Annotated in this window: 9 protein-coding genes; 7 read left to right on the plus strand and 2 right to left on the minus strand. The window is 47.4% G+C overall.

Annotation, left to right across the window (positions count from 1 at the left end):
- Window positions 1-1149, plus strand: a 1149-nt coding sequence (locus I1M21_RS02255; protein WP_195192257.1) for a C39 family peptidase, incomplete at its 5' end; no start/stop codon positions are given.
- A gap of 65 nt (window positions 1150-1214) precedes the next feature.
- On the opposite strand, the gene I1M21_RS02260 is transcribed toward I1M21_RS02255, so the two are convergent.
- Window positions 1215-2156, minus strand: coding sequence for a DMT family transporter (locus I1M21_RS02260; RefSeq protein ID WP_195192258.1), 942 nt, complete (start codon window positions 2154-2156; stop codon window positions 1215-1217).
- Window positions 2157-2158: 2 nt separating this feature from the next.
- Window positions 2159-3931 (minus strand): phosphotransferase, encoded by a 1773-nt coding sequence (locus I1M21_RS02265; RefSeq protein ID WP_271762386.1) that lies wholly within the window; start codon window positions 3929-3931, stop codon window positions 2159-2161.
- A gap of 165 nt (window positions 3932-4096) precedes the next feature.
- Between I1M21_RS02265 and I1M21_RS02270 the strand changes: the two genes are divergently transcribed.
- From I1M21_RS02270 to I1M21_RS02295, 6 genes are all read left to right on the plus strand, one after another.
- Window positions 4097-6268, plus strand: coding sequence for an NlpC/P60 family protein (locus tag I1M21_RS02270; RefSeq protein ID WP_195192259.1), 2172 nt, complete (start codon window positions 4097-4099; stop codon window positions 6266-6268).
- A 42-nt stretch (window positions 6269-6310) separates the two neighbouring features.
- Window positions 6311-8380 carry a L,D-transpeptidase family protein gene (locus I1M21_RS02275; protein ID WP_195192260.1) on the plus strand — a complete coding sequence of 690 codons (2070 nt, stop codon included), beginning with the start codon at window positions 6311-6313 and terminating at the stop codon, window positions 8378-8380.
- Window positions 8381-8753: 373 nt separating this feature from the next.
- Entirely contained in the window at window positions 8754-9701 is a 948-nt protein-coding gene (locus I1M21_RS02280; RefSeq protein WP_195192261.1) for a glycosyltransferase, read from the plus strand.
- A 44-nt stretch (window positions 9702-9745) separates the two neighbouring features.
- Entirely contained in the window at window positions 9746-10990 is a 1245-nt protein-coding gene (locus I1M21_RS02285) for a lipopolysaccharide biosynthesis protein (RefSeq protein ID WP_124786114.1), read from the plus strand.
- A gap of 4 nt (window positions 10991-10994) precedes the next feature.
- Complete coding sequence (locus tag I1M21_RS02290) at window positions 10995-11855, plus strand: LicD family protein (protein ID WP_195192262.1); 861 nt, start codon at window positions 10995-10997, stop codon at window positions 11853-11855.
- 33 nt (window positions 11856-11888) lie between these two features.
- A complete protein-coding gene (locus tag I1M21_RS02295; protein ID WP_195192263.1) occupies window positions 11889-13034 on the plus strand; it encodes a glycosyltransferase family 4 protein in 1146 nt (381 codons plus the stop codon).
- The last annotated feature ends 92 nt before the right edge of the window (window positions 13035-13126 follow it).

The raw sequence follows: 13126 nt of genomic DNA on the forward strand, positions 1-13126 counted from the left end.
GCGCTGGCCTCCGGCTGGCTCAACCTAAACGGTACGTGGTACTGGCTCGACCCCTCGACGCACGCCATGGCGACGGGCGTTCAAACTATCGGATCATGTGAATACATATTTAATAGCTCTGGCAAGATGATGGCAAATTGCTGGTCAAACGGCGATGGATCTTGGATGTATCATTCGTCAACCAGTGGCGCAATTGACCTCAAGGGAACCATGACCGATTCGGGAATCCAGTTGCGCGACGATGAGGGGAATGTCAGAACTGGTTGGATTGAGAGCCAGGGGTCTCGATATTACTGTTCTGCTAGTGGGATTATTTTGCTCGGTTGGCAGCAAATAGACGGGACCTGGTATTACTTTGATTCGGACGGTCGAATGTTGACCGGTTGGCTTAATGTCGATGGCAACTGGTATTGGCTAGACTCTGCTTCGGGTGTAATGAAAACGGGATGGCTTTCCCTTGGGGGTGCATGGTATTACCTTGATGCTGCGCGCGGCGGCGTTATGTTGAGTTCTGGTTGGTATTGGGTTGGCTCTACCGACTACAAGTTCAGCTCGTCTGGCGCAATGGTCGGTGTCTGGGTCGATGTCCCTTGTTATTCTCAATATCCGGAACTTCCTACTGGATGTGAGTCGGTTGCCCTTACAAACTTGCTTAACTACTATGGTTTCGGTTTAGGTAAGACGATTATTGCGGATTATTACTTGCCCAAGGGAAGCAACGGCAACTTTGTTACCGCCTTTGATGGCAATCCAAGGCGTAGCAGCGGGGGTCTCATGGGATGCGTCGCCCCTGCGATTACTATTGCTGGTAATAACTTTCTGCGCGCTGCTGGAAGCGGCAAGCAGGCAAAAGACGTTTCTTTCTCGTCAATTTCTTCCATTAAGAACAGACTGACCTGTGGACAACCTGTCGAGATGTGGAATACCGAGTGGGGAAGCTGGCCGGGAGGTCGTTATGCAGCGCGTTGGTATAACGGGCATTCCTATGGCCTGTGGGGCGGTAATCATGCCGTAGTCCTTAAAGGCTATGATGATGAACAGGGAATTGTCTATCTTTCGGATTCGATTAACGGCAATGTTACGCGAAATGCCCAGGTGTTCTTCGGCACGTGGCAACAGATGGATAGTCAGGCCGTGGTAATTGAGTAACTTTGATGCTAAAAAGGGGAGGACTCAATGAGTCCTCCCCTTCGCTTAATTTCTGCTATCAAGTCTTATGCAGTTCGCTTGCGACCAAACAGCTCATCCCAATTACTGGCTGCCAATACGGTTCCGCAAACAATTACAATGCAGCAGATTACAGACGCCATGTCGGGAATTGTGCCAAGCAAAATGAGGCCAAAGACTACCGACCATGCCGAATAGGAGATGTTCAGAGCCATTGCGCGTGCCGCTCCAATAGCGGCAATGCCCTTGTAATAGAACAGATAAGAAGCCGTTCCTGCGAGTCCGGCCAGTGCAATGATCAGCGTCGGCATGTTCGGGATGGCTCCTATCGTAAAGTGCCATGCGCCGAAGAGGGGGAGAACAAGTACCCCATAAACAAGCGCGCTTGCAGTTTCGCGAATCTGCAAAGCGGTTTCATCGTCAACGGCGTCATCCTTCATTCCCCATGCGCACAGCACAGCCTCAGATCCCCATCCAATAACGGCGAGTACGGCTCCGAGCAATCCGAGGGGGGCATTTGCAATTTCGCTCGATCCGGCCGATAGATAGCCCATCGTCATCACGCCACAAAGGGCGACAAGAAGGGATAATATTTGGCCCTTGCTCATTTTTTCCTTCAGCAGCAGGAATGACAGGAATGCTCCGACTGCGGGGTAAAAGGCGGAGATAATTGCCGTGTAGGCGGCCCCGATATTGTTGATCGCCAATACGTAGCCTGTCATTCCGATGGGTCCTCCGAGCAGCGCTCCGGCGATGACTACCTTTCCTGAACGAGTCTTTAGAGCGGCGAGCGTATCCTTTAGTCTGCCTCGAACGCCCATATAGCCAAAGAGCCAGATTGCACAGAAGGCATCATGTAGAAAAGAACCTGCGATAGAGGCGCAAGCGAGCGCCTCCGCCGTTCCGACGTAGGGCGCGAGTGCCAAGCCGATTCCAAGAATTACCGTATCGAGGCCCCAGAGGAGGCCACTAAAAAAGCCGAATTGCATCGTTACTCACCTTTCCGATAGATTTCCAGCGCCTTTTTGAGGTATTTGGCACCGTAGTTGAAGTAGATATAGAGCCATTCGCCCACAAAATCACCCTCGGCTTCTTTAAGAAGAGCCCAGAGATACCAGCACCACCCTGCGAGGGCAATGTGCGCATAGTTATGCGCAACTTCGCCATTCGTTGCTTTGCGACCAAAATAAGCGTCAAGTGCGCGGTCGACTTCATCTTCGGAAAGCTCGCAGCAGACACTACACGTTCCAAAATCATTCGCGTAGTCGCTCATGCCGGCATATTCCCAGTCAATGAGATAGTACTTATCGTTTTCATCGATAAGGAAATTGAGATAAAAGAAGTCATTGTGGCAAAGGCATTTTGGCGCGTTGTCGGCCTGAACAAATCGCTCCAGCTCATCGATTTCGGTCGCCATTTCTTTAAACCCCGGAATGTCGATGGGTCCTTTCTCTAGGAGAAGCGATTCATAACGCTTTGCCTCAAGATAAAAGTCGAACTCAGTTTCGACATTAGCGCCGCTCTCGTGAAGTGAACGACACATCTGCATCATGCGGTTCATTTGGGCGGCGTCATGCGGATCAGGCTGCTTTGCGTTGGGAACAAACTTTGAAATTTTCCAACCACGTTTGGGGTCTTCATAGATGAACGTGTCGTCAAGCCCAAGTTCTTTGGCCTTTTTAAGTGCGGCAACTTCGCCATTTCTATTAATAAGCAGCTCGGTCCCGACTCCCGGATGACGGTAGACGTACTCTCCCTTGTTAGTTCTAAAGTGACACGATAGATTCGTGAGGCCTTGCTTAAGAGGGTAGACGTCGTGAATCTCTGATTTGGAGCAGCCGAGCACCTGTTCGATGTTATCGAAAATGTCGGAGTCAACATTTTCGATAAAGTGCGGGTCGAAAACACGAAGCTCATCAAGAGAGTCAAATTCGTTGATTTCACCCTCAGGATACTTCTTGATTACCATATCGAGTTCCTTGATGTGCTCGATATACAGATCTTCCCAGAGCTTGTCCGCCGTTTCCGGCTTGTTATATTCCGCTTCAAGTATTTGTTTAAATGCAAGTGAGAAAGCTCGGTCGAAGTAAACATGGCCGAGCATATACCATGCGTTAGAACCACCGATTGTAACATTGGTGATTCTATCCATTGCACCCGTTTGAATGCACCATTCTTTGGTGGCGCCTTCAGCGTATTGAGCAGAATAAAATGCTTTCCAAACGTATGCCTCAAACGGATTGTTGAGAAGGTAATCATCGCTTGAGCAAATGTAGGTGTTGCCAAGACGCTCTTTTACGCACATAAGCGATGCGTGGTTATTCTTGGATGCGTATTCGTTGTTAACGACAATCGAAACGCCGAACTTGCTTTCGAGATAGAAGAAATACTCTTTTTTATAGCCGACAACGACGGTGATATTGCTGATACCCGCGTCTTGCAGCTGCCTAATCTGACGCTCAACGAGAATCTCACCACGTACTTTTAAAAGGCCTTTGGGCTTTTCATACGAAATAGGAGCAAAGCGGCTCGAAAGCCCAGCAGCCAATATCACTGCATTTTCAACTTTATAAGGGTGAAGTGCTTCATACCCGCTGTCGGTCAAACTGTCAGATTCGAGAAGACCCTCACTAGTGAGCTCCTTATTCGCTGCGTTTACAGAGCCAAGTGAAAGCCCAGTGTGCTCGGCAACTTCTCGCTGGCTGGCATAAGGGTGCTTTAAATATTCGTATAGAACCGTAAAGTTGCGCTTGCTCAGTTCCACTGTAGGCCTCCGATTAAAGTGTTCATTACTTGGTATAAGAATAGATTGATTGAACGCAATGTTCAATCAAATAAGGTTACCTACATAGACTGAACAGAAAGTAGTGAAAATCAATCACGTAATGTGGATTAAAATAAACAACTGAGATATCTGGGAGGGTTGATTATGTATCGATTCGAAAAGAAGGCTGCACTTGTTTGCGCCACTGCGTCATTAATCGTTGCTTGCTGCTTGTCTGTGACTGTCAATGTGGCGTTTGCGCAGGACTCCGGCGAAGCTCAGAGTATTGAGTCAAAAGCGGATTTACCCTCCGGGATTTCCGATAATCTGCCACTGGATAGCCCTTCCGTCATAAATGATGGGTGGCAACGTGACGAGTCGTCTGGAGTTTGGTATTACGGAAAAAACGGTAAACACCAAACCGGCTGGCTGCAAAGCGGAGGCTATTGGTATTGGCTTGACCCTGCCAATGATGGTGCAATGCAGACAGGCTCTTTTAATGTGACCGATGCTGGCGGATCGATTTCTTCGTTTTATGCGAACGACGGTAATGCCACAACGCCTTATGGCTCGCTATGTCAGAACTGCTGGCTGCGTAACTCGGGTGGAAATTGGTTTTACGCCAATGCTGGAGGCGATTTAGCTGCTGGTTGGTTTTACCAAAACGGCACATGGTATTACTTGGATCCTGTTTCGCATGTTATGCAGGTTGGTTTTGTCAACCTCGGGAGCGGGAAATACTATTTAGATGCTTCTGGCGCTATGAAAACCGGCTGGATTCTCCAGGACGGGAATTGGTACTGGGCATATCCATCGGGCGCACTTGCTTCGTCATGGCAGACGATAGGTGGGACTCGCTATTATTTTGACTCTCAGACGCTGGCTATGTTCAAAGGTCGTCACGAGATCGATGGAAGTACCTACATTTTTGGCGACTATGGCCTCGTAAATGGATGGTTCAAAGATGGAGTAGATTGGTATTACTGCTCTAATGGTATTGCGGTCACTGGCTGGCAACTCGTTAACGGAACCTGGTATTATCTCGATCCGGCTTCCGACGGCAAAATGTCTGTTGGGTATTTAGACCTTGGCAATGCAGCATATTATTTGAATTCGAATGGGGCTATGGCTATTGGTTGGGCTCAGTCCGAGGACGGCTGGTATTTTGCCTCTGAATCTGGCGCGCTTATTTCTGGCTGGTATAAAGAGGGCGTGAGTTGGTATTACCTGGACCCTGCTAGCCATCTCATGAAAACGGGCTTATTTGAGGTGGGCGGCAACGATTGTTTCGCAAACCTGAGCGGTAGACTTGTGGTGTCAAGCTGGATTACCGTTAAAGACGGCGTAGAAAGATATGCCGATGGCAATGGATATCTTTGCAAAGATGTGATCCGCGAAAACGGTACTATCCTAAAAACAGCTGGAGCTGATGGCTGGCAGGTTGCGTCCGGTTGGGTTAATGTTGCAAATCAAAGGTTTTATGCTGAGCCCGGAACGGGCGTCATTCATCGTGGATGGCTGCAGATTGATGGCGATTGGTATTGGCTTGATGCCGATTCTGGTGCGATGAAAACTGGATGGGTTTTTACTGACGGTGCATGGTATTACCTAAACGCCGACGGAAAAATGGCAACTGGTTGGAAATGCCTCAATGGAACATGGTATTACCTTGACTCCAACGGCAGCATGCATGTTGGCTGGCTTAAAGATTCGGGTAAGTGGTATTGGCTAGACGGCAGCGGTGCTATGGCAACAGGCGCAAGAACCATCGATGGCGTGCGTCGAATTTTCTGGAGCGATGGCCAGTGCGACAAGGTTGGCTGGCAAAATCCTCCGCAGTATCCCCAGGTCAGCTCTTGGACTGTTCAGTTGCCTAGCTACTGCACTGGCTACTTTACCTATGTGACTCCTTCTCGCATTTCTGTCGAAGCGACGCGGGAAGATTGCGTGAATGCCTTTATTCAGCGTGCTTACGAATATATCGGTACGCAATATATTGAGCCTTGGTCTACCGCTCCCGGCGGGGCTGTTGATTGCTCTGGTTTTGTCTTGCAATGTCTTTATGCTACTGGCATGGATATGGGTGTTTACAACCCTTATAACCATCGCTGGGATCCAAGCCAAACCTACAATTCGATGAATTGGTATCGAAGCAACATCTTTATGCCCGTGAGCACCAGCTCGATTCAGCGTGGCGATGTGATTTATTATCGCGGGCATATCGCAATCGCACTTGGCGGCGGTATGATGATTGACTCCTGGCCTCATCAGGGTGTCGGTATTCATCCCGTCAGCGCTAGGGGAAATGTGATCGGCGCAGCCCGTCCGTTTATCTAATTGATTCCTTGTAAGACAGTCGGTACCGGTTGGGGGCCTGAAATGAATGCTCGGATTGATCATCGAATTTGCTGGCGAGCAATCGGCTTGGTGCTACTATCCGCCTCGCTCTCGGTTTTCGCCCCCGCGTTTTCTTGCACTGCTTATGCCGTGGAAGAGGGGGCGGATAACGATATCGTAGAGCGCGACTCGACGGAAGGGTCGGGTGCTTTTGTCGGCGGCGGTCTCGCTCAAGATTCCAACGATTATGCTGGCAAAACAGCGGAAGATTCGAATCCACAGGTTGTCGAAAGCCAAGACTCGTCGACGACGGAAAAACTATCTGGATGGCAATGGGACGGTTTGTCCTGGTATTACTATCTTGACGACTGCCGTTTGACCGGAATGCAGAATGTTGACGGCTCGTTGTTTTATTTGGACCCCGCTCGTGACGGCGCGATGAGTTGCGGCTGGATTTTTACTGACAATAAGTGGTATTACGCGAGTCCATCAGGCGCTTTGGCAAATGGTTGGCAGCTTATCGGAGGCCAATGGTACTGGTTTGACTCCCTTGACGGCTGTTCCATGGTTACTGGGCGACGTGTTATCGATGGGCATCCTTATCTTCTTGGAACCTATGGACTGATTAATGGATGGTGTCTTGATAACGGTTTATGGTATTGGGGTAGCAATGGTGAAGTCTTAACCGGTTGGCTTCAAACTGGCAATAACTGGTATTGGCTTGATCCCGCCAATGATGGTGCTATGTCTAGGGGAATCGTTTCCGTTGGCTCATCACGTTATTATTTATCGGATTCCGGTGCAATGGCTGTTGGTTGGGCGTTTGATGGTACGGACTGGTATTACGCAGACGGTTCCGGCGCACTTGCGTCGGGCTGGCGTTCGGTGAACGGCGCTTGGTATTGGCTCGATATCGCAAATGACAATAGAATGGTTACCGGCTTTTTTTCCATCGGATCGAATCGGTATCATTTTTCTTCAACGGGAGCGCTGTCACTCGGCTGGTTTATGAGCGATGGAGACTGGTATTACGCTGAGCCATCTAATGCATCGGGTATTGTAAAGACGGGTTGGCTGAAGGACGGTAGCCAATACTATTATCTTGATCCTGCCGTCGACGGCAAAATGCTGCTCGGGCATTTTTCTGTAAATGGGAAAAGCTATTATGCAAAAGGCTCAGGCGCTGTTGCTTGTCGTGAATGGGTAGATGTCCAGGACTCGGTTCAGGATGGTCCGTCTAAGGCTTTTGCTGGTTCTGACTGCTCGTTGTGCGGAACATTGCGCAATGGGAAGTTATTTACTTCAAACGGCGATGGCGAATTGGTCGAAGCGCGCGGTTTCGTGACGCTTGGTGGCTGCATTTTCTATGCTGATCCGACTAATGGCTCCTTGAGCGTCGGCTGGCAGAACGTTAACGGAAAATGGTACTTCTTTGATGAGACCGCTGGCTATGCACGATCTGGCTGGCTGAGCAAGGATGGCTCCTGGTTCTATTTAGATCCATCCACTTACGTTATGAAAACCGGTTGGGTTGCCGTTAACGGATATTGGTATTACTTGAATTCGTCTGGTTATATGCAGACAGGATGGCTCAATTTGGGCGGCACCTGGTATTGGCTTGATGCTAGTGGGGCTATGGCTACTGGCTGGCGCGTTGTGGACGGATCCTGGAATTACTTCATGGCTAACGGCGCGTGGGTGTCAGACTATATGGACGCTAAAGCTCAAAGTTATTCAAGCAATACAAATTGGCTGATACTTGTCGATACGTCGCGTTGTATCACGAGCATCTACACTGGGTCATGGAATAATTGGTCCTTAAACCGTCGATATGTATGTTCGACGGGAAAAGCCAGTACGCCAACTGTGATAGGGGAGTACCAAGTCTACGGAAAGGGATACTCCTTTGGGCATGGATATACTTGCTATTACTACACACAGTTCTACGGTGATTATCTATTCCATTCCTCGCCCTACTACGTCAACAGTAACCGGGTGATGGATCCCACGATGGGCGTTCCATCCTCTGCAGGATGTGTACGCCTTGAGATCCAGAACGCAAAATGGATTTACGATAACATTCCTTATGGAACAAAGGTTGTTACCTATTGATATTGGACAAGTGTCTTTAAAGGTGGGAGAAAGACACTGATTCTTAAGGGACTCTTTTCCAATTGAAGTGCTTTGATTTGGCAAGCGGTTTCATGAGAAGGCAGTCATAAACTGTATGAACTTCCGGTGCGCAGGATTTTAATTCTCTACGAGCTTCCTTTTCAGATTATTTTGAAAAGCCAACCATCTCGCTCCCTCTAGGGGGGCGAGATGTCGGTGTTGGTGTTAAAAATTACGGGAGCATCATTCAATTTGCCGCCATGTATTATCTAAAGGCCGAGCCTTCTCCTGTCTTTTTTGAGCGTAATAAACAACACCTTAAATCTCTAATGATTGCTTTGCTAATCTTGAAAACATGACTTTGGGAGGATTTTTGGAAATAGAAAAGGGAAATGGTACAGGCGTATGCGTACTTCTTTCAGCATATAAACCTGATCTTAAGTTTTTCTCCGCTCAACTTGATTCGATTGATGAACAAACGTTTCCGGTTACGCTTTTGGTCAGAAATGACTGCCCCGAATCGGCCTCTTTAGAGGGGTTTATCCAAGAGCATATAAAGAAAAACGCCTATCGTTATTATCATGGCGATAAAAATCTCGGTTACGTCAAATCGTTCGAGGCACTACTCTCTTTGGCAGAAGGGGATTACGTAGTATTTTGCGATCAAGATGATATTTGGGAGCCTAACAGAGTTCAAGTTTCGCTCAACCATATGCTAGAAGAAGGCTCAATTCTTGATGTTTGCGATAGATCGGTAATCGACGAAAACGGAAACATGCTGGTAGAGAGCTACAGAAAAGCTCATCCAAATTCGCCTGAAGTAAATTGGTGCTCCGGAGAGGATATTACTATTCAGGCTGCAAGTGTATGCTACGGCATTGGTATGGCTCTCATGCTAGATGCGAGTGCTGCTAAGTCGATGATTCCCTTTCCGGAATCCACTGCACATGATTTGTGGTTGACATTGGGCTGCAGCGAACTGGGGAAGTGCAGTTTTACAACGACTCCCTTGGTTAAGTATCGTCGACATGGCGGGAATGAAACTGGATTCCTTGCGGGTGTTGCTTCAAAAGATGATTGGTATTTAACAAGAGTTAAAAACAGGGTTGATACAGCTAAGCAATTTGCCGAAAGATTTCCTGATTCACCGCACCTAAAGGAAATAATGGGGTTCGCCGATGCAAGAGAGCGACGCTCCATAATTGGCTTGCTTAAATATCGACGAGCTTGCCCGTCCATTGCTAAAGCTGAAATCATTATGCGACTTGTACCGAATTGGCTGTTTCTTTTGATTTTAAACATGATTAAAGAAGCAAAATAGCTTCGTATCCGAATCGCGACTTGTTCAGAAGGGCGCTTATATTTGTGGAAGCCACAGAGAAGACTCTTTCGATTAAACACAATATGTTCTGGAATACCGTTGGCTCGTTGACGAATTTAGGCTGTCAATGGCTAATCACTATATTGGTCGTTCGACTGTCTGATGGATATAGTGCTGCTGGAATTTATTCCCTTGCTATGTCTATTTTCAACATGTTTTCTCAATTGGCCCAATACAGGATGTACACGGTACAAATTGCAGATGTTGAAAGGAAAAACTCTGCTGGTGAATACCTGACTTTTCGTTTCTTTACTACGTTTATGGCGTTTGCAATGTTGGCCGTCTATTCCATTGCGACGTGTCGTATTGATACGGTGCCTGCTGTTCTTTTGTATGCTCTCTATAAAACCGCCGGCTTAGTTATTGATGTCATGCATGCCAATGATCAGGTTGGCCATAGGATGGACTATATTGGGAAATCCCTCATAATGCAGGGCATTGGTTCTCTCCTTTCGTTCATTGTTGTCTTTGGGCTGTTAAATAGCCTCGAAGGTGCATTGTTGCTAATGACGGTAGTGACTATAGGTATCGGTGTTATTTACGATTATCCGAGATCAAATCGAATCTCTGCAATCAAGCTTGGAATTACCCAAGCGAAGGTCAGAGCTTTCCTATGTGGCTGTTTGCCCATCGTTCTGGGCGGCATTGCTGCTTCTGCGGCGCCGAATATTCCAAGGCAGTATTTATCTTATACATTCGGAGATTCTGCTCTAGGCATTTATGCATCAGTTGCTGCTCCCGTGGCAATTATCCAAATGGGTGCGACGTATATCTATAATCCTTTATTAGGTTATTTAGTAGAGCGTTACTATTCTAGGGAAAAGTCCTTTTTTACGCTTATAGGTAAAATACTTGCCGGTATTTTATTTGTCGGCGTCATATCAGCAGTTGCCCTTTTCTTTTTCGGCAAATTATTGCTGTCTTTGTTTTATGGCGCTGGAATAGCCAAACATTCTGATCTCCTTCAGCCTATGTTGGCTTGTGCCTTTTTGACTGGCATTGCTTGGTTTGTCAACGATTTGCTGGTTTCTCTTGATAATTACCGAGGGGTATTTGTTGGCAGCATATTGTCCTTAATCAGTGCTGTTGCTGTCATGGCTCCCGCGCAAGTGTTGTTTGGCTTAAATGGCCCTACTGTAACGGCGCTTATATCCAATGCTATTTGCCTTATTTATCAGTCTTTTGTTTTGGGGAAACAGACGCAAGAATGGTTCGGGGAAAAGAGATAGGCCGATGATGTCTAAAGCTCACGCGCTATTAAAGCTTCAAAACACTGAATTGGATATCCTTCAGGTTGTCGCTGCATTCTGCTCTAAGCACGGCATCAGGTGGTGGCTTGATGGCGGAACATGTTTAGGAGCAATGCGTCATAGGGGGTTTATCCCTTGGGATGATGATATAGATATCGGAATGATGCGTTCAGACTATGACTGCTTTTGCTCTTTAGCCGAGGATGGTTTACCGGAAGGATATTCGCTCCATACATCGCGGAATACTATTGGCTATGCTGCGATGTTTGCTAAGGTGTATCGCGATGGAACTCGCTTCGAGAATCAGGAGGCTCGAGAGGCTTCCAGTTCGATGGGCATTTTTGTCGACATCTTTCCATATGACCAGCTCTATACAGATAAACGCCTTCGTGCAAAACAAGTCCGAACTGCATCAATTGCACAGAAAAGAGCTTATTTATATCACTCTTCTTCCATTGTTGTCCCTCATAAAGGGTTCCTTGGACAACTCGAGCAAATTGGTTGTTCTGCTATACACGTAGTGGAACGACTGGTTTCTCGAGGCGCATGCTCTTACCAGGATTTGTTCGACTCCTGTATTGCCGACTCAAATACGGGTGAGGTCTCTGATTATTGTCTGACGTTAAGCTGGCCGAATATGGCGCCAGTGCCTATTTCAGAGATTTTCCCTCTGAGCAGTGCGGTTTTCGAAGGCAGTGAATTCCCCGTTCCTCGCATGACGGATAAATATCTTACAACGATGTATGGCGAATGGAAGAAAATTCCGGAGCCGGAAAATCGACATACCCATCTTCCTCTTCTGCTTGACTTTGGGGATGGTGAAGTCTGGACTGCGCAGAATTAAGGATATGAAATCTTTACCAGATGAGGTTATGTAATGAGTTCTTCTATTTGTATTTTCACCCATCATTATCACCCGCAACTTAGTGGAATTGGTAATTTTGTTGATGGTCTCGCTCATGCCCTAGCTGCCCGCGGCGACAGGGTGGTTATCGTTACTAATGATTCAATGCGCGTAGGAGTCGGTCATTCAGTCGAAAACGGTCTCGAGATAATTCGGCTTCCATGTATTTCATTGCTTGATGGAAGGCTTCCTCTTCCCAAAAAAACCGGCGATTATTACCGGCTCCTGCAAAGCCTTGATGATTATGAGTGGGACGGCGTACTTATCAACACGAGGCTTTTCCCCCTCTCACTCGAAGGGCTGAAGTTTGCTGCGGATCATAACACTAGGGCCGTCGTTCTCGACCATGGTTCAGCGTACCTTTCTTTCAATCAGCCATTCCTTGATTATTTTGTGCGCCGATATGAGGATTGGATTACTGATCGCGTAAAGACGTTTGAACCTGATTTCTATGGGATTTCTTCTAAAAGCGTTGAATGGCTTCAGCATTTTAATATCGGTGCAAAGGGCGTAATATCGAACTCAATCAATGCTTCAATTTATAGGAGCATCTCTTCGGGTAGAGATTTCCGATCAGAATTAGGTGTCCCTCAGTCATCTTTAGTTGTGGCTTTTGTTGGGCGGTTTATTCCTGAAAAGGGAATTTATTCAATTATTGAGGCGGCTCGCGCAAAGGATATTACCAAGCGTGATATTTGTTTTGTTCTTGCAGGGGATGGTCCGCTGGCCAATGAAGTCAAGGAAGCCTGTTCGTCGAACTTGTTTTGGCTTGGGAGATGTAGCGCAGAGGACATTTCCTCCTTACTTCAGCAAGCAGATGTGCTTTGTCTTCCAACTCGGTCCGAAGGCTTTTCGACGGTACTCCTTGAGGCTTCAGCTTGCGGAACGCCCGCTGTGGTAACAGATGTGGGAGGCGCGCACGAGCTTATTCCAGATGATAGCTACGGCACGATAATTCAGTCCATGTCATCTGATGAGGTGGTTTCGGCATTATGCAGGCTTTTTGATGATCGAAAGCTGCTTTCTCTACAGTCTCGAAACTCTAGGGCCCTTGTTGAAAATCGATATAGCTGGGACGCCACTGCTATAGATGTCGAGAAGGCGTTTTGTATTTGCTAAGTGATACTTGGCTGGCTTTTACTTAGCTTTTGAGTGAAGTTGGATCTAAGACCCGAATTTGTTATTGTCGACTTACCCTATTCGATTTTGTC

This window comes from Collinsella aerofaciens (assembly GCF_015546965.1).
In the GTDB taxonomy this organism is placed as follows: domain Bacteria; phylum Actinomycetota; class Coriobacteriia; order Coriobacteriales; family Coriobacteriaceae; genus Collinsella; species Collinsella aerofaciens_X.

What these genes read in the sequence shown, in the direction of transcription:
- I1M21_RS02260 (WP_195192258.1), bottom strand. Translation starts at nt 2,156, where the DNA reads ATGCAATTCGGCTTTTTTAGTGGCCTCCTCTGGGGCCTCGATACGGTA.
- I1M21_RS02270 (WP_195192259.1), top strand. Translation starts at nt 4,097, where the DNA reads ATGTATCGATTCGAAAAGAAGGCTGCACTTGTTTGCGCCACTGCGTCA.
- I1M21_RS02275 (WP_195192260.1), top strand. Translation starts at nt 6,311, where the DNA reads ATGAATGCTCGGATTGATCATCGAATTTGCTGGCGAGCAATCGGCTTG.
- I1M21_RS02290 (WP_195192262.1), top strand. Translation starts at nt 10,995, where the DNA reads ATGATGTCTAAAGCTCACGCGCTATTAAAGCTTCAAAACACTGAATTG.
- I1M21_RS02295 (WP_195192263.1), top strand. Translation starts at nt 11,889, where the DNA reads ATGAGTTCTTCTATTTGTATTTTCACCCATCATTATCACCCGCAACTT.